The organism is Pseudomonas sp. QD4 (assembly GCF_049199125.1).
GTDB lineage: Bacteria > Pseudomonadota > Gammaproteobacteria > Pseudomonadales > Pseudomonadaceae > Aquipseudomonas.
The window spans coordinates 350224-372244 of sequence record NZ_JBLZOM010000005.1; the positions used below are offsets into that span (position 1 = coordinate 350224).

Consider the following 22021-nt stretch of genomic DNA (forward strand, 5'->3'; position numbering starts at 1 on the left):
GTTGGCTGCCAAGAAAAAACCTGCACCCAAGCGTGGCGCCAGCCGTTACCAAGCTCCTGCGAAGAAACCGATCCCGGGCTGGCTGTGGCTAGCCATCGGCCTGACCGTCGGCGCGTTTATCGTGTTCCTGATGAAGCTGGAGCCAGGCAAGGGCGACAACGTCAAACGGGAAAAGCTGGAACAGCAAAAGGCCAGCAAGATCGCCGAGGCCAACAAGACCCCGCCGAGCCCGCAGCAACCAGTGAAGCCGAAATACGACTTCTACACCCTGCTGCCGGAATCGGAAGTGATAGTGCCGCCTGAGGCCGTGCCGGAGAAAACCCTGCCGACGCCGCAGACCACTCCCACCACTCCGGTCACCCCAGCCGAAGCGGCGAAGATCGACACCGCCCGCGCCCAGGCGGCGCTGGCCGGCATCACCCCGCCGCCGCCACCGCCCGTGGCCAAGGCCGCAGCGGTCACCAAGTTCTTCCTGCAGGCGGGCTCGTTCCGCAAGGAAGCCGACGCCGACAAGGTGCGCGCACAGATCATCCTGCTCGGGCAGTCGGTGGCCGTGGAGTCGGGCACGGTCAAGGACGAGACCTGGTATCGGGTGCTGGTCGGTCCGTTCAGCAACCGCGAGCAACTGACCACCGCACAGAAACAACTGGCCGGCGCCGGCTTCAGCAACCTGCTGCTGCAACAGCGCCAAAGCCGCTAAGCCAATCCGTGGCGGGGGTATGGCTCAATACCCTCACCACCGTATTCGCCCGTAGCCACTGCCGAGACACGAAGCAGCGCTGGCCATCAGGACCGCCGCTGGAGCATCAGTGAAAGCCACGCAGTCCCTCCCGCCTGCGGCAGCGGCTACAACGTGCGGCTGCGCTGTCTGGCAAGTCACACTCTGTGACATTAGACCCGTCTCACCGCTCGTCTCTATCCCCGCCCCACGGTTGAAAAACCTCTCACCACCCCCATATGAGTTTCCATCAGGGCATTTTCGCCCCGCAGCGTGGAGACTCTCCCTTGACCACCATCGTTTCAGTTCGCCGCCACGGCAAAGTCGTCATGGGCGGCGACGGCCAGGTTTCTCTGGGCAATACCGTGATGAAAGGCAACGCCAAAAAAGTGCGCCGCCTGTACCACGGTGAAGTCATTGCCGGCTTCGCCGGTGCCACCGCTGACGCCTTCACCCTGTTCGAGCGCTTCGAAGGCCAGTTGGAAAAACACCAGGGCCATCTGGTCCGCGCCGCTGTCGAGCTGGCCAAGGAGTGGCGTACCGACCGTTCCCTGAGCCGCCTGGAAGCCATGCTCGCCGTGGCCAACAAGGACGCTTCCCTGATCATCACCGGCAACGGTGACGTGGTCGAACCCGAAGACGGCCTGATCGCCATGGGTTCCGGCGGCGCCTTCGCCCAGGCCGCAGCCAGCGCCCTGCTGAAGAAAACCGACCTGTCGGCCCGGGAAATCGTTGAAACCGCCCTCGGCATCGCCGGCGATATCTGCGTATTCACCAACCACAACATCACCATTGAGGAGCAGGATCTCGCGGAATAAATCCGCTACAGGCCCAGGGCCACGGTATTTATTCTTGCTTGAGGACCGCCAACTACTATGTCCATGACTCCCCGCGAAATCGTCCACGAACTCAACCGCCATATCATCGGCCAGGACGATGCCAAGCGCGCCGTCGCCATCGCCCTGCGTAACCGCTGGCGCCGGATGCAACTGCCGGAAGAGCTGCGCGTTGAAGTAACCCCCAAGAACATCCTGATGATCGGCCCGACCGGCGTCGGCAAGACCGAAATCGCCCGCCGCCTGGCCAAGCTGGCCAATGCACCGTTCATCAAGGTCGAAGCGACCAAGTTCACCGAAGTCGGCTACGTCGGCCGCGATGTCGAGTCGATCATTCGTGACCTGGCCGATGCCGCGATCAAGCTGTTTCGCGAGCAGGAAATCATCAAGGTTCGCCATCGCGCCGAAGATGCTGCCGAAGAGCGCATTCTCGACGCCCTGCTGCCTCCGGCACGCATGGGTTTCAGCAGCGACGACGCTCCCGCCCAGGACTCCAACACCCGCCAGCTGTTCCGCAAGCGCCTGCGCGAAGGGCAACTGGATGACAAGGAGATCGAGATCGAAGTGGCGGAAAGCGCCGGCGTCGATATCTCCGCGCCACCGGGCATGGAAGAAATGACCAACCAGCTGCAAAGCCTGTTCGCCAACATGGGCAAGGGCAAGCGCAAGAACCGCAAGCTCAAGGTCAAGGAAGCGCTGAAGCTGGTGCGCGACGAAGAAGCCGGGCGCCTGGTCAATGATGAAGAATTGAAAGCCAAGGCCCTGGAAGCGGTCGAGCAGCACGGCATCGTGTTCATCGACGAAATCGACAAGGTCGCCAAGCGCGGCAACTCGGGCGGCGTCGACGTCTCCCGGGAAGGCGTACAGCGCGACCTGCTGCCGTTGATCGAAGGCTGCACGGTCAATACCAAACTGGGCATGGTCAAGACCGACCACATACTGTTCATCGCCTCCGGTGCTTTCCACTTGAGCAAACCGAGCGACCTGGTCCCCGAGTTGCAAGGCCGACTGCCGATCCGCGTCGAACTCAAGGCCCTGACCCCTGGCGACTTCGAGCGCATCCTCAGCGAGCCCCATGCTTCGTTGACCGAGCAGTATCGCGAGTTGCTGAAAACCGAAGGCCTGGCCATCGAGTTCCTGCCCGACGGCATCAAGCGCCTGGCGGAAATCGCCTGGCAGGTCAACGAGAAGACCGAGAACATCGGTGCGCGCCGCCTGCACACCCTGCTCGAGCGTCTGCTCGAAGAGGTGTCGTTCAGCGCCGGTGACCTGGCCAGCGCCCATGGCGAAGAGCCGATCCGCATCGACGCCGCCTACGTCAACAGCCACCTCGGCGAATTGGCGCAGAACGAAGACCTGTCGCGCTACATTCTTTAAGCGACCCGTGAGGAGCGCCAAGCTGCAAGTTGACCCCGGTCATCTTGTGGCTTGCAGCTCGCAGCTTTAAGCTGCCCCCCATGACCAAACTCCCGACTGCCATCAACCTGCATAAAGCCTCGAAAACCCTGACCCTGACCTATGGGCCGGACGAGGTCTATCACCTGCCCGCGGAGCTGTTGCGCGTGCACTCTCCTTCCGCCGAGGTCCAGGGCCACGGCAAACCCATCCTGCAATGGGGCAAGATCAACGTCGGCCTGACCAAGGTCGAACCGGCCGGCCAGTACGCACTGAAATTGACCTTCGACGACGGTCATGACAGCGGCCTGTTCACCTGGGACTACCTGTACCAGCTGGCTGTGCGCCAGGACACGCTGTGGAACGATTATTTGGCCGAGCTCAAAGCGGCTGGAAAATCCCGCGATCCGAGCGAGTCGATCGTCAAGCTGATGCTCTAACTCAAGCCTCCAACTGATTAGAACGCATTTTCTAATTTCATCTGTTTGAATGCTTGGCCGCAGTGCCATGCATTGGCCTGCTTGCGAAAAAAATTAAACTCGGGTAACCAATGGAGCTGGCAAGTTCCCTGCAATGCTTTGTGCAGCAACAAAGCAGCGATGTGGAATCAACGGTCACCCGAGCAGTAGTACCTGGCATCTTTGCTGTGTGACTACACAGCAGGTCTGGTACTCGTCTCAGGACAATGGAGCGTCGTAGATGAGTAACAAGAATAACGATGACCTGAAAGCCCAAGCCTCGGAAAACACCCTGGGGCTAAATCCGGTCATTGGCTTGCGTCGAAAGGATCTTCTTGGCTCTGCTCGCATGGTGCTCACCCAGGCCATCAAACAACCGCTGCACAGTGTCAAGCACGTCACCCATTTCGGTCTTGAACTGAAAAACGTACTGTTCGGCAAATCGCAATTGCAACCGGCTGGCGATGACCGCCGCTTCAATGATCCGGCCTGGAGCCAGAATCCGCTCTACAAGCGTTACCTGCAAACCTACCTGGCGTGGCGCAAGGAGCTCCACGACTGGATCGACGACAGTAACCTCTCGCCCAAAGACATCAGCCGCGGGCATTTCGTGATCAACCTGATGACCGAAGCCATGGCCCCGACCAACAGTGCGGCCAACCCGGCGGCGGTCAAGCGCTTCTTCGAAACCGGCGGCAAGAGTCTGCTCGACGGCCTGTCCCATCTGGCCAAGGACCTGGTGCACAACGGCGGCATGCCCAGCCAGGTCAACATGGACGCCTTCGAGGTCGGCAAGAACCTGGGCACCAGCGAAGGTGCGGTGGTGTTTCGCAACGACGTGCTGGAATTGATCCAATACCGCCCGATCACCGAACAGGTGCACGAGCGCCCGCTGCTGGTGGTGCCGCCGCAGATCAACAAGTTCTATGTCTTCGACCTCAGCCCGGACAAAAGCCTGGCGCGCTTCTGCCTGCGCAACAATGTGCAGACCTTTATCATCAGTTGGCGCAACCCGACCAAGGCCCAGCGCGAGTGGGGCCTGTCGACCTATATCGAGGCGCTCAAGGAAGCGGTCGATGTGGTCACCGCGATCACCGGCAGCAAAGACGTGAACATGCTCGGCGCCTGCTCCGGCGGCATTACCTGCACCGCCCTGCTCGGGCACTACGCCGCGATCGGTGAGAAGAAGGTCAACGCCCTGACCTTGCTGGTGAGCGTGCTCGACACCACCCTGGACAGCGATGTGGCGTTGTTTGTCGACGAGCAGACGCTGGAGGCGGCCAAGCGCCACTCCTACCAGGCCGGTGTCCTGGAAGGGCGCGACATGGCAAAAGTCTTCGCCTGGATGCGTCCCAACGACCTGATCTGGAATTACTGGGTCAATAACTACCTGCTGGGCAACGAGCCGCCGGTGTTCGACATCCTGTTCTGGAACAACGACACGACCCGGCTGCCGGCGGCATTCCACGGCGACCTGATCGAGATGTTCAAAAACAACCCACTGATCCGACCCAATGCACTGGAAGTGTGCGGCACGCCGATCGATCTGAAACAAGTCACCGCCGACATCTTCTCCCTGGCCGGCACCAACGATCACATCACGCCGTGGAAGTCCTGCTACAAGTCTGCCCAGCTGTTTGGCGGCAATGTCGAGTTCGTGCTGTCCAGCAGCGGCCATATCCAGAGCATTCTCAACCCACCGGGCAACCCCAAGTCGCGTTACATGACCGGCACCGGGATGACCGACAAAGCCGACGACTGGCAGGAAAACTCCACCAAGCACACTGACTCCTGGTGGCTGCACTGGCAGGCCTGGCAGGCCGAGCGCTCGGGCAAGCTGAAAGCGTCGCCGACCGCCCTGGGCAACAAGAAGTTCGCCGCCGCCGAAGCCGCACCCGGCACCTATGTCCACGAGCGGTAAACCGTCCGCCGGCAATGACCAACCCGGCACCTGGAGGTGCCGTCAGCCTTACTTTTCGACGAGGCGGATACCCACCTCGGGTCATCCGGATTCAGCCACGATGGCGGCTCCGGCGGTTTAATTCACAGGGTCCAGGCATGCCTCAACCGTTCATATTTCGTACCGTCGATCTGGATGGACAGACCATCCGCACCGCCGTACGCCCAGGCAAGCCTCACTTGACCCCGCTGCTGATTTTCAACGGCATCGGCGCCAACCTGGAGCTGGTGTTTCCGTTCGTCCAGGCCCTGGACCCGGACCTGGAAGTCATCGCGTTCGATGTGCCAGGCGTCGGCGGTTCCTCGACGCCCAGCCACCCTTACCGCTTTCCCGGCCTGGCCAAGCTCACCGCGCGCATGCTCGATTACCTCGACTATGGCCAGGTCAATGCGGTGGGCGTGTCGTGGGGCGGCGCCCTGGCCCAGCAGTTCGCCTACGACTATCCCGAGCGCTGCAAGAAGCTGGTGCTGGCCGCTACCGCCGCCGGCGCCTTCATGGTCCCGGGCAAGCCCAAGGTGCTGTGGATGATGGCCAGTCCACGGCGCTACATTCAGCCCTCCCACGTGATTCGCATCGCGCCGATGATCTATGGCGGCGCCTTTCGTCGCGATCCGTCCCTGGCCGCAGAACACGCGGCCAAGGTGCGCTCGGCGGGCAAACTGGGCTACTACTGGCAATTGTTCGCCGGCATGGGCTGGACCAGCATCCACTGGCTGCACAAGATCCATCAGCCGACCCTGGTGCTGGCCGGTGACGACGACCCGCTGATCCCGCTGATCAATATGCGCCTGCTCGCGTGGCGCATCCCCAATGCTCAGTTGCACATCATCGACGACGGCCATCTGTTTCTGATCACCCGGGCCGAAGCGGTTGCACCGATCATCATGAAGTTTCTCCAGGAGGAGCGGCAGCGGGCCGTGATGCATCCGCACCCGACGCCTTTCAGCGGTACGTGAGAAGGCGCACGTCGAACAGGACTTCGCGCGCAAGTTGGCCCGGGACCGACTATGTTGTCTGTCTTGGATTGGTGTGCTTGTTGATGGTGACGAAGGAGTGTTGACTCATGCGAGAAAAACCAGCGACAGGCTCGTTGACGACGCCCGCCGCGTTTATCAATGCTCAAAGCGCGATCACCGGCCTGCGCGGTCGAGATCTGTTGTCGACGCTGCGCAACGTGGCCGCTCACGGCCTGCGCAACCCCCTGCACAGCGCCCGGCACGCCCTGGCCCTGGGCGGCCAATGGGGTCGGGTACTGCTGGGCGAGACCCTGCACAAACCCAACCCCCAGGACAGTCGGTTCGCCGACCCGACCTGGAGCCTGAACCCCTTCTATCGGCGCAGCCTGCAGGCTTACCTGAGTTGGCAAAAGCAGACCAGGAACTGGATCGACGACAGTGGCATGAACGACGACGACCGCGCCCGCGCGCATTTCGCCTTCACCTTGCTCAATGACGCCATCGCCCCCTCCAACACCTTGCTCAACCCGCTGGCGATCAAGGAGCTGTTCAACTCCGGCGGCAACAGCGTGGTTCGCGGTCTTGGCCATCTGGTGGACGACCTGTTGCACAACAACGGCCTGCCCAGCCAGGTCACCAAACAGGCTTTCGAGATCGGCAAGACCCTGGCCACCACTCCAGGCTCGGTGGTGTTTCGCAACGAGCTGCTGGAGCTGATCCAGTACAAGCCGATGAGCGAGAAACAATACGCCAAGCCCTTGCTGATCGTGCCGCCGCAAATCAACAAGTACTACATTTTCGACCTCAGCCCGGCCAACAGCTTCGTCCAGTTCGCCCTGAAAAACGGCTTGCAGACCTTCATGATCAGTTGGCGCAACCCGGATATCCGCCACCGAGAATGGGGGCTTTCAAGCTACATCGAAGCAGCCGAAGAGGCGATGAATGTGTGCCGGGCGATCACCGGCAGCCGCGAAGTGAACCTGATGGGCGCCTGCGCCGGTGGCCTGACCATCGCTGCCCTGCAAGGCCACTTGCAGGCCAAGCGCCAATTGCGCCGGGTGTCCAGCGCCAGCTACCTGGTCAGCCTGCTCGACAGCCAGATGGACAGCCCGGCAACCCTGTTCGCCGACGAACAGACCCTGGAAGCCGCCAAGCGCCGCTCCTATCAGCAAGGGGTGCTGGACGGCCGGGACATGGCCAAAGTCTTCGCCTGGATGCGCCCCAACGACCTGATCTGGAATTACTGGGTCAACAACTACCTGCTGGGCAAAGAGCCACCGGCTTTCGACATCCTCTACTGGAATAACGACAACACCCGCCTGCCGGCCGCGCTGCACGGCGACCTGCTGGACTTCTTCAAGCACAACCCGTTGAGCCATGCCGGGGGCCTGGAGGTATGCGGCACACCGATCGACCTGCAGAAGGTCAATGTCGACAGCTTCAGCGTGGCCGGGATCAACGATCACATCACGCCCTGGGACGCGGTGTATCGCTCGACCCTGCTGCTGGGCGGCGAGCGGCGCTTCGTGCTGTCCAACAGCGGCCACGTGCAGAGCATCCTCAACCCGCCGAGCAACCCCAAGGCCAACTACGTTGAAAACCCCAAGCTCAGCAGCGACCCGCGCGCCTGGTACTACGACGCCAAGCACGTCGATGGCAGTTGGTGGACTCAGTGGCTGGGCTGGATTCAGGAGCGTTCCGGCGTCCAGCGCGAAACCCAGATGACCCTCGGCAACCAGAACTATCCACCCATGGAAGCGGCACCCGGCACTTACGTGCACGTACGCTGAACAACCCTGGCGCCACGCCCGCCAGCGGGCCGTGGCCTGACGGAACAATCAAGAAGACTGGATGAAAACCCGCGACCGGATCCTCGAATGTGCCCTGCAATTGTTCAACCAAAAGGGCGAACCCAATGTCTCGACCATGGAAGTTGCCAATGAAATGGGGATCAGCCCCGGCAACCTCTACTACCATTTCCACGGCAAGGAGCCGTTGATCCTGGGCCTGTTCGAGCGCTTCCAGAACGAGCTGACCCCCTTGCTGGACCCGCCCGCCGACGCGTTGCTGGCTCCAGAAGACTATTGGCTGTTTTTGCACCTGATCGTCGAGCGCCTGGCGCACTACCGCTTCCTGTTCCAGGACCTGTCGAACCTGGCCGGTCGCCTGCCGAAACTGGCCAGGGGCATTCGCAACCTGCTCAATGCCCTCAAACGCACCCTGGCGTCCTTGCTGGCCCGACTCAAGGCGGCCGGTCAATTGGTCAGCGACACCCAGGCCCTGGGCCAACTGGTGGAACAGATCACCATGACCTTGCTGTTTTCCCTGGACTACCAGCGAATCCTCGACCGCGAAGGCGAGGTGCGGCTGGTGGTGTACCAGATCATGATGCTGGTGGCGCCGCACTTGCTGCCGCCGGCCAAGATGGCAACCGAACAGATGGCACGCCAGTATCTGGACCAGCACGAATAAGCCACTGTCGGCAGTGCTGACCGGCAAGCAGTGCATTCAAGGATTCAAGCCCTGGCGGGCAGCAACAAAAACGCCCGACCTTTGCAGGCCGGGCGTTTTTGCAAAACTTGAAAAGATCAGGTTTGACTGGTTGGCGTCACTGGAGTTGGCGCGGCAGTCGGGGTTGCAACCGAGGTCGGAGCCGACGAGGAGTTCGCTGGGCTGACCGGGGCAGCAGGTTTCTTGGCTACCGGCTTTTTCGCCGCGGCCGGCTTGGTTGCCGGTTTGACCGCAGGCTTGGCAGCAGCTGCCGGTTTGGCGGCGGCTGTTTTAGCGGCGGGCTTCGCAGCAGGTTTAGCTGCTGGCTTGGCTGCCGGCTTGGCGGCTACTGGTTTGGCCGCGGGTTTGGCGGCAGGTTTCGCGGCGGCGGTCTTGGCGGCAGGTTTGGCTGCCGGTTTAGCCGCTGCGGTCTTGGCGGCAGGTTTTGCAGCTGGCTTGGCAGCTGGTTTAGCAGCAGCCTTGACCAGTGGCTTGGCGGCGGGTTTGGCAGCCGGCTTGGCCGCTGCAGTTTTAGCCGCAACGGGAGCCACCTTGGCACCTGTGAGTTTTTCGATTTGCTTGGTCAGGGTATCGACCTTGCTGTGCAGGGCCTTGACCTCATTGCGGCTTGGCACGCCGAGGCGCGAGATGGCACTGTTCAGACGCTTGTCGAACGCACCTTCGAGTTCGTCCCACTTGCCCAGTGCACGGTCTTTGACATCACTGATACGCGACTTGGCAGAGCTGGCGGAATCCTTGGCGGATTCAACTTTCTTGCCGACCGCACTTTTAGTCAGCTTCTCGGCTTTCTCGCCATCTTTGACCAGGGTCTCGAAGAGTTTGCTGCCGTCAGTGTCAATCTTCGAGTACACGCCTAAACCAGCAAGCCAGATTTTGCGGGAGTAGTCTTCGACTTTCCCGATCCACGAGCTGCCTTCTTTTTCAGTATTCTTTTTACCAGCCATCCCGTTCTCCTTAATGTTTACGCGCGACACGTTCGAGCAATGCCGTCAGCTCATCGAGCTTAGCAGAGAGTGTCTCAACGTCATGTTTAGACGGAATGCCGATGCGATTCAAGGCACTTGCGACGCGCGTGTCAAAAGCCTTTTCGACTTTATCCAGTTGCACTTCAACTTTGCCTTTGAGACTGGTGACATCACCCTTGACGTTGTCGATTTGACTGTTGGCAGCATCAAGTTGTTCAGTCACAACTTTTTTGCCCTTCTTTTCAACAACTTGACCTTCCTTGATGAGCTCCTGGAAGTACTCGCTGCCTTCCTGCCCGACCTTGGCGTAGGCACCCAGGCCTGCCAGCCAGATCTTGCGGGCATAGGATTTGACTTCACTCAGAGCAGTCGACGAAACATCAACTTTTTTCTTCAGAATTACTTTGGCCATGGTGCACCTCACGCGCAGAAGGTTGGAGGAACTGCCCACAGAAAATGGGGCTGAAGCACAAAGTAGTGAGAAAAATTAGAATCGGCACCCTAACCACTGCAACAAAACAGTGAAGCAACTTGATAGGGGTGCTGGCTTACCGGTGGTGTTCAATCAGCGCCATTGCAACGCCTGCGATGGCCGGCAAGCCAGTTGCTGTAACAGCCAATCAGGCCAGGGCTTTATCCAGAGCCTTTTCGATTTCCGACTTGATGGTGCCGCTCATGGCGGACATCAACAGGCCCAGTTCAACATCAATCCGGATCAACTCCTCGCCCACGTGCACCGTGCCTTTGACTCCGGAACGCTTGAGGTTCAGGGTGTCGCCCGACCACTTGGGTTCCAGGCCATATTGATCGGCCAGTTTCTGCGCCAGTTGCTCAGCCTTTTCACGGGCTGCTTCCTTGCCCAGGCCATGGGCACGTTCAACAGTAATACGGGCCATTAAATAACTCCTGATTTATCGGGACTTGCCTGAAGCATCTTGACCGTGGCTGCGTCAAAACGTCTCGGCGGCGCACTATCTTACATTCAGCCTTGCCAAGACAAAGGCCGCCACCGGGATTAGAATGTCCCGCATTCTCTTTTGGTGACAGCGATATGACTGATCAGCGCAAAGGCAGCGATGCCGAACCCACCACACACTTCGGCTTCAAGAACGTTCCAGAAAGCCAAAAGGCGGAAAAAGTCGCTGAGGTGTTCCACTCGGTAGCCGCCAAGTACGACCTGATGAACGACCTGCTGTCGGGCGGGATGCACCGTTTGTGGAAGCGCTTTGCCATCGAGCTGTCGGGCGTACGCAGCGGCAACCGCGTATTGGACATCGCCGGTGGCACTGGCGACCTGACCAAGAAGTTCTCGCACCTGGTTGGCCCGACCGGCCAGGTAGTACTGGCTGATATCAACGCATCCATGCTCAAGGTCGGTCGCGACCGTCTGCTGGACCTCGGTGTGGCCGGCAATGTCGAATTCGTCCAGGCCGATGCAGAAAAACTGCCGTTCCCGGACAACCATTTCGACTGCGTGACCATCGCCTTCGGCCTGCGCAACGTCACCCACAAGGAAGACGCCCTGCGCTCGATGCTGCGCGTACTCAAGCCCGGTGGCCGCCTGCTGGTGCTGGAGTTCTCCAAGCCGACCAACGCGCTGATGTCCAAGGCCTATGACGCGTATTCGTTCGCCTTCATGCCGTTGATGGGCAAGCTGATCACCAATGACTCGGAAAGCTACCGTTACCTGGCCGAATCGATCCGCATGCACCCGAATCAGGAAACCCTGAAATCGATGATGGTCGAGGCCGGTTTCGACCGCGTGACCTACCACAACATGACCGCGGGCATCGTCGCCCTGCATCGCGGCATCAAGCCCTGATGTTGCTCAGCGGCCTGCTCGCCAGCGTCGAACTCGGCGTCCATCGCGTGCTGCGCCTCGACAGCACGGCCCTGCCGCGTCTGCAACAACTGAGCGGCAAGGTGATCGCGGTTGACTGCCGCAACCCGGCGTTGCAGCTGTTTATCCTGCCCAGCGATGAAGGCCTGATGCTGGCCGCGCACTGGGCCACCGATGCCGACTGTACCTTGCGGGCCCCGGCCTCAAGCCTGCTAAAGCTGGCCCTGAGCAAAGACAAGACCACGATCCTGCATGGCCCCGAGGTCGAGCTGGAAGGCGACAGCGGCGTGCTCATGGAACTGGCGGCGATCCTCCAGGACCTCGACCTGGACTGGGAATACGAGCTGTCGCGCTGGCTTGGCCCGGTCGCCACCTCGCTGTTCAGCGGCCATGTGCGCAGCCGGGCCTGCTGGTATCAGCAAGGGTTCGCCAGCCTCAATCAGAACCTGGGCGAATACCTGGCCGAAGAATCACGCACCCTGGTAGGCCAGCGCGAAGCCGAAGCCCGGTTTAGCGAGCTGGACCAGATCAAACTCGACCTGGAACGTCTTGAGGCGCGCTTCGAGCGCCTTTCCCGATCCCTTGATCCAAGCGATAACGCATGAAGCTGCTCGCCGTCCGCCGTTTGTTGCGCATCCAGCGCGTCGTGATTCGTTACCGCCTCGATGACCTGCTGTTTGCCCTGCCCCTGCCCTGGTTTCTCCTGGCCCTGCGCTACGCCCTGCCCTGGCGCTGGCTGCCGCGCAAACCGCTGGAGCTGAGCCGGGGTGCGCGCTTGCGCCTGGCACTGCAGGACCTTGGGCCGATCTTTATCAAGTTCGGGCAGATCCTCTCCACCCGCCGCGACCTGCTCCCCGAAGACATCGCCGATGAACTGATGCGCCTGCAGGACCGCGTGCCGCCGTTCGACTCGCAAAAGGCCGTGGCGCTGATCGAGCAGCAGTTGGGCAAGAAGATCAGCGACGTCTTCAGTCGCTTTGATATCGAGCCCCTGGCCTCAGCTTCGGTGGCGCAGGTGCACGCCGCGCAGCTCAAAAGTGGTGAAGAGGTGGTGGTCAAGGTCATCCGCCCGGGCCTCAAGCCGATCATCGCCCAGGACCTGGCGTGGCTGTTCATCCTGGCCCGCACTGCGGAAAAACTCTCGGCCGACGCACGCCTGCTGCACCCGGTGGACGTGGTCAGCGACTACGAAAAAACCATCTACGACGAACTCGACCTGCTGCGCGAGGCGGCCAACGCCAGCCAGCTCAAGCGCAACTTCGAGGGCTCGTCGCTGCTGTATGTGCCCCAGGTCTACTGGGACTGGTGCCGCCCCAAAGTGCTGGTGATGGAGCGTATCTACGGGATCCAGGTCACCGACCTCGCGACCCTGGCCGACCAGCGCACCGACATGAAGATGCTCGCCGAGCGCGGTGTGGAGATTTTCTTCACCCAGGTGTTCCGCGACAGCTTCTTCCACGCCGACATGCACCCGGGCAACATTTTTGTCAGCACCGTCAACCCGTGGAGCCCGCAATACATAGCGATCGACTGCGGCATCGTCGGCAGCCTGACGCCCGAGGACCAGGACTACCTGGCGCGCAACCTGTTCGCCTTTTTCAAGCGCGACTACCGCCGCGTGGCCCAGTTGCACATTGACTCCGGCTGGGTGCCGGCGGAAACCAAACTCAACGAATTCGAAGCGGCGATCCGCACCGTGTGCGAACCGATCTTCGAAAAACCGTTAAAGGATATTTCCTTCGGCCAGGTGCTGATGCGCCTGTTCCAGACGGCGCGGCGCTTCAATATGGAAGTCCAGCCGCAACTGGTGCTGCTGCAAAAGACCCTGCTCAACATCGAGGGCCTGGGCCGCCAGCTGTACCCGGACCTGGACCTGTGGAACACCGCGCAGCCTTTCCTCGAACGCTGGATGCGCGAGCGGGTCAGCCCGAAAACCCTGCTGGGCAACCTCCACAGCCAGGTCGAACAACTGCCGCACCTGGCCAACATGACCCGCGACCTGCTCGAACGCATGTCCCAACCCCACGCCAAGGACCCGCCGCCGCCCTGGCATCAGCGCAAGGACGACTGGTTCCTGCGCCTGCTGGGCTGCGCCCATCTGGCCGGCGGCGCGATCCTGGCAGTCGGTGGCCCGTTGAACGAACTGGGGCACTGGCCGGCGGGAATCATGATTGCGGTCGGCCTGTATCTGGTCGTTCGCCGATAGCCAGTGACGCAGTCGGCTGGCAAACTGTTCAAATCGCCGAGGCGCAACCATCGGGTTGAACCTGGTAGTCGGAGTCGAAGATGAAAGATTGGCTGGACGAGATTAAATGGGACGCTGACGGCCTGGTGCCGGCCATCGCCCAGGATCACAAGACCGGGCGCGTGCTGATGATGGCCTGGATGAACCGCGAGGCCCTGAGCCTGACCGCCGCCGAGAACCGTGCCATTTACTGGTCACGTTCGCGCGGCAAACTGTGGCGCAAGGGCGAAGAGTCCGGGCACGTGCAGAAGCTCCACGAAATGCGCCTGGACTGCGACGCCGACGTGATCATCCTGATGGTCGAGCAAGTCGGCGACATCGCCTGTCACACCGGCCGCCATAGCTGCTTCTACCGCGTTCACCAGAACGGCGAGTGGAAGACCGTCGAACCGGTCCTCAAAGACCCGCATGCGATTTATTCGGCAGGACACTGAACATGAATGACACCCTGAACCGTCTGGCACAGGTGCTGGAAGAGCGCAAAGGGGCCGCGGCCGACAGTTCCTATGTCGCCAGCCTGTACCACAAGGGTCTGAACAAGATTCTGGAGAAAGTGGGCGAAGAGTCGGTCGAAACCATCCTTGCCGCCAAGGACGCCGCCATCAGTGGCGACTGCAGCGATGTGATCTACGAAACCGCCGATTTGTGGTTTCACAGTATGGTCATGCTCGCCCAACTGGGGCAGCATCCGCAGGCCGTTCTCGATGAGCTGGATCGTCGCTTCGGTTTGTCCGGGCACGCCGAGAAGGCCTCGCGCCCATCCGCCTGAACCACACTTTAGAGAGGAAAACGCAGCATGGGCATTTTTGACTGGAAACACTGGATCGTCATCCTGGTTGTCGTGGTACTGGTATTCGGCACCAAGAAACTGAAGAACCTGGGCACTGATGTCGGCGAATCGATCAAGGGCTTTCGCAAGGCCATGAACGACGATGAAAAGCCTGCCGAGCCTGTGGTACCGCCGACCGCGCAGCCCGTGCCACCGGTGCAACCACACACCACCGCGCCGCTGAGCCAACCGCACACCATTGACGTGCAGGCCCAAAAAGTCGAAGAGCCGACCCGCAAAGACTCGTGAGCACTGACTAATGTTTGGTATCAGCTTCTCTGAACTGCTGCTCGTCGGCCTCGTGGCCCTGCTGGTCCTGGGCCCTGAGCGCCTGCCGGGTGCTGCGCGGACCGCCGGTCTCTGGGTCGGGCGCCTGAAGCGCAGCTTCAATGCGATTAAACAGGAAGTTGAACGGGAAATCGGTGCCGACGAGATTCGCCGGCAACTGCACAACGAACACATTCTGTCGTTGGAGCAGGAAGCGCGGAAGATCCTGGCACCGACCCAGCTGGAAGCCACCCCGCCGCCACCGGTGGCCGAACAACCGGCCCCGGCTGCGAGCGACGCTCCGCCAGTGGCCAGCGCCCCGGCGCCAGCACCGACCGCCCCCGTCGAGCCGGCCACGCCCCAGACGCTGACTGAACCTGCACCTGCCGCGGCGGCTCCAGCCACGCCCGCGCCCCATGACCCTACTTTGCCGCCGCGAGCCCCATGAGCGATATTCCGGAAAACGACCAACACATGCCGCTGGTGTCGCACCTCACCGAGTTGCGCACCCGCCTGTTGCGCTGCGTCGCGGCGATCTTCCTGATCTTTGCCGGGCTGTTCGCCTTCACCCAGCAGATCTACACCTTCGTCTCCACGCCGCTGCGCCAGTACCTGCCGGTGGGCGCGACGATGATCGCCACCGATGTGTCCTCGCCGTTCCTGACGCCGCTGAAGCTGACCATGATGGTCTCGCTGTTTCTGGCGATCCCGGTGATCCTGCATCAGATCTGGGGCTTTATCGCACCGGGCCTGTACAAGCATGAAAAACGCATCGCCGTGCCGCTGCTGGTGTCGAGCATCATGCTGTTCTACACCGGCATGGCCTTCGCCTACTTCCTGGTGTTCCCGCTGATCTTCAAGTTCTTTGCCGCCGCCACTCCGGCCGGCGTCGAAATGATGACCGACATCACCAGCTACCTCGATTTCGTGATGACCCTGTTCTTCGCCTTTGGCGTGGCCTTCGAGATCCCGGTGGCCGTGGTGCTGCTGGTCTGGATCGGCGTCGTCGACGTCAAATACCTGAAGAAGATCCGCCCGTACGTGATCATCGGCTGCTTCGTGGTCGGCATGATCCTCACGCCGCCGGACATTTTCTCGCAGACGCTGCTGGCCGTTCCCATGTGGCTGCTGTTTGAAATCGGCATCCTGTTCGGCAGCCTGATCAGCAAGCGTGGCGACCACGTGGACGATCAACCGGCCGACGATCACAACGACCAGCCGCCAGCGACCCAGGCGTGAACCTGCTGCTCCTCGAAGAGGCCGATTTCATCGCGCCGGACCGCGTGATCCTGCGTGACCGGCGCCTGACCCACATGCAGGAAGTGCATCGCGCCGCGGTCGGTGACAGCCTGCGGGTCGGGCGCATCGACGGCGCGATGGGTTCGGCCGAACTGCTGCGCCTGGAGGCCCATGAGGCCGAACTGCGGGTCAACCTCGACCTGTCGCCGCCCGCCAAGCTGCCGCTGACCCTGGTGCTGGCCCTGCCCCGGCCGAAGATGCTGCGTCGGGTGCTGCAGACCGTTTCCGCCATGGGCGTGCCACGGCTGATCCTGGTCAACAGCTACCGGGTCGAAAAGAGCTTCTGGCAAACCCCCTTCCTCGAACCTGCGGCCATTCGCGAACAGCTGATTCTCGGCCTTGAACAGGCCCGGGACACTGTGCTGCCGCAGGTGCTGATCGAAAAACGCTTCAAACCCTTTGTCGAAGACCGCCTGCCTGGCCTGGTTGAAGGCACGCGGGGCCTGGTCGGCCACCCGGGCCCCTACCCGGCCTGCCCACGCGGGCTGGACGAACCGGTGACCCTGGCCATCGGCCCCGAAGGCGGTTGGATCCCCTACGAAATCGACTTGCTGGGCAAGGCCGGCCTGCAACCGGTACAGCTCGGCGAACGCATCCTGCGCGTCGAAACCGCCGTCACCGCCCTGCTCGCCCGCTTGTTCTGAGGCTCGAGCAGGTGCTCGCCGGCGCCCTGCATCCAGCGCTACCCCCCTCTATTGCGCCATTGTCGGCAGGCCGTTGCCTACAGGAACGCCCGTGCCCGCCGATAGCGTATGGATAAACCCAATCGGCAAAAAAGGGAGTTCACACCATGTACCGCTGGCTCGCCCAAACCCTGGGGAATGTAAGCGTCAATAAAAAACTGGGCTTTGGCTTCGGCCTGGTGCTGCTCCTGACCCTGCTGATCACCGCCACCGGCTGGATGGGCCTGGGCAGCGTGATCGAGCGTGGCGACAAGCTCGGCTACATCTCCAGCCTCAACGAATTGACCAAGGACCTGCGTGCCGCGCGCCTGGATTACGAAATGCGCCGCGGCGAACAAGGCCCGGGGGCGGTCAGCGACCTGCTCAAGCAGCTCGACAGCGGCTTGCAGACTGCACGCGGCATGCTGGAGCAATCCGACAGCCTGACCCTGATTGACCAACAGCTGGCAGCGGTCGGCGAGTACAAGGCCGCTTTCAGCGACATGAACCGTGCCACCGACAGCCGTGAGGCCGCCCGCGGCAAACTCGGGGCCACCGCGGACAACGCCGTGGCCCGGGTTGCCGAGGTCGAGAAATCCCTGCTGCAGGGCGACAGCGTCGCCCAGTTCAACAGCGTCATCGATCTTTCCAAGCTGATCCAGCAGGCGCGCTTCCAGGTGCGTGGCTACACCTACAGCGGCAAGGCCGATGCCGAGCAGCCGGCCCTGGACGCCATCGACAACGCCCTGAGCAACCTGGCCAGCCTGCCGACCCGATTGCCTGAGCAACATATCGCCAACCTGCAACAGGCCACCGACTCCCTCAAAGGCTATCGCGCCGCCGTCAGCGAGTTCCGTGACTCGCAAGTGGCCAGTGCCGCAGCGCTCAAACGCATGGCCGATCAAGGCACGCGCCTGATGGACCTGAGCAAGCAGCTCACCAGCGCCCAGACTCTCAAGCGCGACAGCGACGCGACCCAGGCCCGGAACACGCTGATCATCGTCACCGCACTGGCCCTGCTCTTTGGCCTGATCGCCGCGTGGAGCATCACCCGGCAGATCGTCATTCCCCTGCAACAGGCGCTGAAAGCCGCCGAGCGGGTCGCCTCGGGGGATCTGAGCCAGAACCTCAACGTCGAGCGCCGTGATGAGCTGGGCCAGCTACAAGGCGCCATGCAGCGCATGACCCTGAGCCTGCGCGAGCTGATCGGCGGCATCGGCGATGGCGTGACCCAGATCGCCAGCGCCGCCGAGCAGCTGTCGGCCGTCACCGAGCAGACCAGCGCCGGGGTCAATAACCAGAAAGTCGAGACCGACCAGGTCGCCACCGCCATGAATGAGATGGCGGCTACCGTGCAAGAGGTCGCGCGTAACGCCGAGGAGGCCTCCGAGGCCGCTGTGGCTGCCGATCAACAGGCCCGCGAGGGTGATCGGGTGGTCAGCGAAGCCATCGCCCAGATTGAGCGCCTGGCGACCGAGGTCGGCAACTCCACCGACGCCATGAGCCACCTCAAGCACGAGAGCGACAAGATCGGCAGCGTGCTGGATGTGATCAAGTCCGTGGCCCAGCAGACCAATCTGCTGGCGCTCAACGCCGCCATCGAAGCCGCTCGTGCCGGGGAAGCCGGCCGTGGTTTTGCGGTGGTGGCCGACGAGGTGCGCAGCCTGGCCCAGCGCACACAGAAGTCCACCGAGGAGATCGAGGAGTTGATCGTCGGCCTGCAAAGCGGCACCCAGCAGGTGGCAACCATCATGGACAACAGCCGTGGCCTGACCGAAAGCAGCGTCGAGCTGACCCGGCGTGCCGGCGGCGCCCTGGAGAACATCACCCGTACGGTGTCGGCGATCCAGGCCATGAACCAACAGATCGCCACCGCCGCCGAGCAGCAAAGCGCCGTGGCCGAAGAGATCAACCGCAGCGTGCTGAACGTGCGTGACGTTTCCGAGCAGACCTCCGCCGCCAGCGAAGAAACCGCCGCCTCCAGCGCCGAACTGGCGCGCCTGGGCATCCACCTGCAAAGCCTGGTGGGGCGCTTTCGGGTCTGACCGGTAGCCGCAATGGCCTAGCAGGTGAGCGGGTGTGTCAGGGATGGACAGCGCAGCCTCGTCCCTCGGCAGCGGCTACATTTGTAGCCGCTGCCAGCAGGTTGCGCTCGGGGCCGAGTGAATCAGGAGCGGCTACAGCACCTGGCGCAAGAAGGCCTGGGCCCGGGGGTCCTGGGGGGCGTCGAAGAACGCCGCCGGCGCGGCGTCTTCCAGCAGTTTGCCGTGGTCGAAAAACAGCACCCGGTCCGCCACTTCCCGGGCGAAGCCCATTTCGTGGGTCACGCAGACCATGGTCATGCCTTCCAGGGCCAGGGTTTTCATCACGTCCAGCACTTCGCCGACCATTTCCGGGTCCAGGGCCGAGGTCGGCTCATCGAACAGCATGACCTTGGGCTCCATCGCCAGCGCTCGGGCAATCGCCACGCGCTGCTGCTGGCCGCCGGACAGGCGTGACGGAAACTCATTGGCCTTCTGCGCAATACCGACTTTTTCCAGCAGCGCCAGGGCCTTGGCCTCGCGCTCTTTCTTGCCGCGCTTGCGCACCACTTTCTGCGCCAGGCACAGGTTTTCCAGCACCGTCATGTGCGGAAACAGGTTGAAGTGCTGGAACACCATGCCCACTTCCCGGCGGTAGGCGTTCACATCGGTCTTGGGGTCGGCCAGTTGCAGGCCGTCGATGCTCACCGAGCCGGAGTCGAATTCCTCCAGGCCATTGAGGCAACGCAGGAAGGTCGATTTGCCGGAGCCGGACGGGCCGATCACCACCAGCACTTCGCCACGGGCCACCTGGGTGGTGACGTTATCCACCGCGCGCACCACTTGGCCGCGGGTGTCGAAGACTTTTACCAGATCGCGGACTTCAATCACTTTGCGCGAGCCTCCGCTCAAGCCGGCTGGCGATTTTCGACAGCGGCAGGTTGATCAACAGATAAAGACCGGCCACGCAGAACAGGATCTCGAACGGCGAAAACGAGGTGGTGATCACCTCGCGGCCGCTCTTGAGCAGTTCGGTAATGGCGATCACCGAGACCAGCGAGGTGTCCTTGACCAGGCTGATGAACTGCCCGGCCAACGGCGGCAGCACGCGCTTGAGCGCCTGCGGCAGCACCACATGACGCATCGACTGGCCACCGCTCAGGCCCAGGGAGCGCGCGGCTTCGTTCTGCCCGCGGGCAATGGACTGCACCCCGGCGCGAATGATTTCCGCCACATAGGCGCCGGTGAACAGCGACAGCGCGGCAATCCCGGCGAACTCCCGTGACAGATTGAGCACGGTGCCGATAAAGAAGTAGAAAATGAAAATCTGCACCAGCAGCGGCGTGCCCCGTACCAACTCGACATAAATCGTCGACAGATCACGCAGGGTCGGGTTGCTCGACAGCCGGCACAGGCCCGTTGCCAGGCCGATCAGCAGCCCGAGCACGCCGGACACCACCGACAGCCACAAGGTGGTCCACAGCCCCCACAACAGCGGCCCGGCCGCCCAGTGGTAAGTCATGCCAATCACATCGCCCTCGCCCACATCGTCGCCATTGGCCACTTGCAGGCTGGTCGCATCGACCGTCAGCACCTGCTCGTTGCCGCCGTCGTTGCGCAGGGAGACCTCGAACGTATCGCCCTTGCGCACCAGCTGGCTGACAGTGGAAACCTCCGCGGCGCGCTGGGGCTCTTCAGCCTGGTAGACGAAATACTGCGGTACGCGGTTCCAGCGCCATTCGTAAGACATCAGCGAGGTGGCGTAATACAGGGCGCCGGCCAGGCCGATCAGGACCAGTACGGTCAGGATGTGCCAGGGCCACTGGGCTTTTTTCTGCTTCATGGGTCGGTGAATCCATAGCGATCAAAGGACAGCCCCCCCCAACGGTAGGGGGACGCTGCCTTGGTCAAAGAGCGGGGCGCGGCGACGGCGCTGGCGGAACCGCAAAGCGGCCCGAAGAAAACCAGCGCCTTGGCTACAGGGTGCTTATTCCATGTCCTTGAGCCACTCGGTGCTCTTGAACCACTTGTCATGGATGCGATCGTAGGTGCCGTCTTCGTGGATCTGGTGCAGGAAGTTGTTGATGAAGTTGATGCTGTCGTAATCACCCTTCTTCAGACCGAAGGCCAGAGGCTCGTAGGTGAACGGCTTATCGAGGAACGTAAGCTTGCCGTTGCCGACCTTGCCCAGCGCCACTACGTTGTACGGGGCGTCGTAGATAAAGGCGTCGGCCTTGCCGTTGACCACGTCGAGCACCGCTTCCTGCTCATTGTCGTAGCCGTGGTACTTGGCTTTGGCGATCAGCTTCTTGGCGACCATCTCACCGGTGGTGCCGAGTTTGGAGGTGATACGGTAGTCGGCGCTGTTCAGGTCTTTATAGGACTTGATAGTGCCTTCGAGTTCTTTGCGGATCAGCAGGGTCTGGCCGACCACGATGAAGGGGTCGCTGAAGTTCAGGCGCAGGTTGCGTTCCTGGGTCAGGGTCATGCCGCTGCCGATCATGTCGAACTTGTCGGTCAGCAGGGCCGGGATGATGCCGTCGTAACCGGTGGAAACCATCTCCAGCTTGACGCCCATGGACTTGGCCATGGCTTTGAGCAGGTCGACTTCAAAACCGATGATCTCGCCACGCTTGTTGGTCATTTCAAACGGCATATAGGTCGGGTCCATGCCGACTTTCAATGTGCCGCGCTTGACCGCGTCGTCGATGGCGCCCGCCTGGGCTGCGTTGACTGCCATCAAGGCGCTGACGCCGAGCAGCAGCATCGAGAGATACTTCTTCATCTTCAAGTCCCCTGAACCGATTTTATTGTGATGCCTGCGCGTACTGGCGCCGGAAGGAAAATCTCCGGATATCAAGCCGTTGTCGTTCACGCGCAAGAATTTGCGGGAGCGATGCTAACGCACTCGGCCATTTGCACAAGGTTTTTTGTCAGCACGACAACCCCGTACGCAGGCCCCAGAGAGCACCGCAGAAGCACCAGAAAAAGTATGACCTGTAGCTGCTGCCGAGCCCGCGGGGCGGCGCTGGCCCTATGGGGCGCCGGAGCGTGTCAGG

The 22021-nt window shown here is 61.8% G+C and carries 24 protein-coding genes and 1 pseudogene; 19 read left to right on the top strand and 6 right to left on the bottom strand.

All coding sequences use genetic code 11. The annotated features are described in order from the left end of the window. The first annotated feature begins 1 nt into the window (after nucleotide 1). The 8 genes from ACOZJV_RS27195 (at nucleotide 2) to ACOZJV_RS27230 (ending at nucleotide 8795) form a co-directional block, all read left to right on the top strand. Complete coding sequence (locus ACOZJV_RS27195) at nucleotides 2-700, top strand: SPOR domain-containing protein (RefSeq protein ID WP_078469445.1); 699 nt, start codon at nucleotides 2-4, stop codon at nucleotides 698-700. A 305-nt stretch (nucleotides 701-1005) separates the two neighbouring features. Then, nucleotides 1006-1536: an ATP-dependent protease subunit HslV gene (gene hslV, locus ACOZJV_RS27200; protein WP_020299467.1), complete on the top strand. Its 531-nt coding sequence runs from the start codon at nucleotides 1006-1008 to the stop codon at nucleotides 1534-1536. 57 nt (nucleotides 1537-1593) lie between these two features. Continuing rightward, a complete protein-coding gene (gene hslU / locus ACOZJV_RS27205; protein WP_020299468.1) occupies nucleotides 1594-2931 on the top strand; it encodes an ATP-dependent protease ATPase subunit HslU in 1338 nt (445 codons plus the stop codon). A gap of 80 nt (nucleotides 2932-3011) precedes the next feature. Continuing rightward, nucleotides 3012-3389: a gamma-butyrobetaine hydroxylase-like domain-containing protein gene (locus ACOZJV_RS27210; RefSeq protein WP_078469444.1), complete on the top strand. Its 378-nt coding sequence runs from the start codon at nucleotides 3012-3014 to the stop codon at nucleotides 3387-3389. A 259-nt stretch (nucleotides 3390-3648) separates the two neighbouring features. Next, nucleotides 3649-5328, top strand: a complete 1680-nt coding sequence (gene phaC / locus ACOZJV_RS27215) for a class II poly(R)-hydroxyalkanoic acid synthase (protein WP_078469443.1) — start codon at nucleotides 3649-3651, stop codon at nucleotides 5326-5328. Nucleotides 5329-5465: 137 nt separating this feature from the next. Continuing rightward, nucleotides 5466-6323 (top strand): poly(3-hydroxyalkanoate) depolymerase, encoded by an 858-nt coding sequence (phaZ, locus tag ACOZJV_RS27220; protein ID WP_078469442.1) that lies wholly within the window; start codon nucleotides 5466-5468, stop codon nucleotides 6321-6323. Nucleotides 6324-6430: 107 nt separating this feature from the next. After that, complete coding sequence (gene phaC, locus ACOZJV_RS27225; protein WP_201129117.1) at nucleotides 6431-8113, top strand: class II poly(R)-hydroxyalkanoic acid synthase; 1683 nt, start codon at nucleotides 6431-6433, stop codon at nucleotides 8111-8113. 61 nt (nucleotides 8114-8174) lie between these two features. Next, entirely contained in the window at nucleotides 8175-8795 is a 621-nt protein-coding gene (locus ACOZJV_RS27230) for a TetR/AcrR family transcriptional regulator (protein ID WP_078469440.1), read from the top strand. A 116-nt stretch (nucleotides 8796-8911) separates the two neighbouring features. Here the strand turns inward: ACOZJV_RS27230 and ACOZJV_RS27235 are convergent, their stop codons facing one another. The 3 genes from ACOZJV_RS27235 to ACOZJV_RS27245 all read right to left on the bottom strand — a co-directional run bounded on the left by ACOZJV_RS27235 (nucleotide 8912) and on the right by ACOZJV_RS27245 (nucleotide 10695). Next, a complete protein-coding gene (locus ACOZJV_RS27235; RefSeq protein WP_421548909.1) occupies nucleotides 8912-9778 on the bottom strand; it encodes a phasin family protein in 867 nt (288 codons plus the stop codon). Between the two features lie 10 nt (nucleotides 9779-9788). Then, the gene (locus tag ACOZJV_RS27240; protein WP_020299475.1) at nucleotides 9789-10211 is read right to left on the bottom strand and encodes a phasin family protein; all 423 of its coding nucleotides are present in this window, start codon (nucleotides 10209-10211) and stop codon (nucleotides 9789-9791) included. 208 nt (nucleotides 10212-10419) lie between these two features. Then, on the bottom strand, nucleotides 10420-10695 hold the full coding sequence (locus ACOZJV_RS27245; protein ID WP_201129115.1) for a polyhydroxyalkanoic acid system family protein: 276 nt from the start codon (nucleotides 10693-10695) through the stop codon (nucleotides 10420-10422). A gap of 155 nt (nucleotides 10696-10850) precedes the next feature. On the opposite strand from ACOZJV_RS27245, the gene ubiE reads away from it, so the two are divergent. From ubiE to ACOZJV_RS27300, 11 genes and pseudogenes are all read left to right on the top strand, one after another. Continuing rightward, complete coding sequence (gene ubiE, locus ACOZJV_RS27250) at nucleotides 10851-11621, top strand: bifunctional demethylmenaquinone methyltransferase/2-methoxy-6-polyprenyl-1,4-benzoquinol methylase UbiE (RefSeq protein ID WP_020299477.1); 771 nt, start codon at nucleotides 10851-10853, stop codon at nucleotides 11619-11621. Next, on the top strand, nucleotides 11621-12244 hold the full coding sequence (locus ACOZJV_RS27255) for a ubiquinone biosynthesis accessory factor UbiJ (protein WP_421548910.1): 624 nt from the start codon (nucleotides 11621-11623) through the stop codon (nucleotides 12242-12244). The genes ubiE and ACOZJV_RS27255 overlap by 1 nt, the downstream gene beginning before the upstream one ends. After that, complete coding sequence (gene ubiB, locus ACOZJV_RS27260; RefSeq protein ID WP_201129113.1) at nucleotides 12241-13845, top strand: ubiquinone biosynthesis regulatory protein kinase UbiB; 1605 nt, start codon at nucleotides 12241-12243, stop codon at nucleotides 13843-13845. The genes ACOZJV_RS27255 and ubiB overlap by 4 nt, the downstream gene beginning before the upstream one ends. A gap of 80 nt (nucleotides 13846-13925) precedes the next feature. Continuing rightward, entirely contained in the window at nucleotides 13926-14318 is a 393-nt protein-coding gene (gene hisI / locus ACOZJV_RS27265; protein ID WP_201129112.1) for a phosphoribosyl-AMP cyclohydrolase, read from the top strand. A 2-nt stretch (nucleotides 14319-14320) separates the two neighbouring features. Then, a complete protein-coding gene (locus ACOZJV_RS27270) occupies nucleotides 14321-14653 on the top strand; it encodes a phosphoribosyl-ATP diphosphatase (protein WP_020299481.1) in 333 nt (110 codons plus the stop codon). A gap of 27 nt (nucleotides 14654-14680) precedes the next feature. Further along, a complete protein-coding gene (locus ACOZJV_RS27275) occupies nucleotides 14681-14962 on the top strand; it encodes a twin-arginine translocase TatA/TatE family subunit (RefSeq protein ID WP_078469434.1) in 282 nt (93 codons plus the stop codon). Nucleotides 14963-14972: 10 nt separating this feature from the next. After that, entirely contained in the window at nucleotides 14973-15428 is a 456-nt protein-coding gene (tatB, locus tag ACOZJV_RS27280) for a Sec-independent protein translocase protein TatB (protein WP_421548911.1), read from the top strand. Then, on the top strand, nucleotides 15425-16219 hold the full coding sequence (tatC, locus tag ACOZJV_RS27285) for a twin-arginine translocase subunit TatC (protein ID WP_078469432.1): 795 nt from the start codon (nucleotides 15425-15427) through the stop codon (nucleotides 16217-16219). The genes tatB and tatC overlap by 4 nt, the downstream gene beginning before the upstream one ends. Next, a complete protein-coding gene (locus ACOZJV_RS27290) occupies nucleotides 16216-16923 on the top strand; it encodes a 16S rRNA (uracil(1498)-N(3))-methyltransferase (RefSeq protein WP_078469431.1) in 708 nt (235 codons plus the stop codon). The genes tatC and ACOZJV_RS27290 overlap by 4 nt, the downstream gene beginning before the upstream one ends. Nucleotides 16924-17180: 257 nt before the next feature. Continuing rightward, nucleotides 17181-18131 (top strand): annotated as a pseudogene (locus ACOZJV_RS27295) (methyl-accepting chemotaxis protein); the annotation flags it as partial. Nucleotides 18132-18272: 141 nt separating this feature from the next. Then, nucleotides 18273-18986 carry a methyl-accepting chemotaxis protein gene (locus ACOZJV_RS27300; protein ID WP_371106547.1) on the top strand — a complete coding sequence of 238 codons (714 nt, stop codon included), beginning with the start codon at nucleotides 18273-18275 and terminating at the stop codon, nucleotides 18984-18986. Nucleotides 18987-19118: 132 nt separating this feature from the next. Here the strand turns inward: ACOZJV_RS27300 and ACOZJV_RS27305 are convergent, their stop codons facing one another. From ACOZJV_RS27305 to ACOZJV_RS27315, 3 genes are all read right to left on the bottom strand, one after another. Next, entirely contained in the window at nucleotides 19119-19853 is a 735-nt protein-coding gene (locus tag ACOZJV_RS27305; RefSeq protein WP_078469429.1) for an amino acid ABC transporter ATP-binding protein, read from the bottom strand. Beyond that, nucleotides 19846-20805, bottom strand: coding sequence for an amino acid ABC transporter permease (locus ACOZJV_RS27310; protein ID WP_078469428.1), 960 nt, complete (start codon nucleotides 20803-20805; stop codon nucleotides 19846-19848). The genes ACOZJV_RS27305 and ACOZJV_RS27310 overlap by 8 nt, the downstream gene beginning before the upstream one ends. 144 nt (nucleotides 20806-20949) lie before the next feature. Further along, nucleotides 20950-21747, bottom strand: coding sequence for a transporter substrate-binding domain-containing protein (locus tag ACOZJV_RS27315; RefSeq protein ID WP_421548912.1), 798 nt, complete (start codon nucleotides 21745-21747; stop codon nucleotides 20950-20952). Nucleotides 21748-22021: the final 274 nt, after the last annotated feature.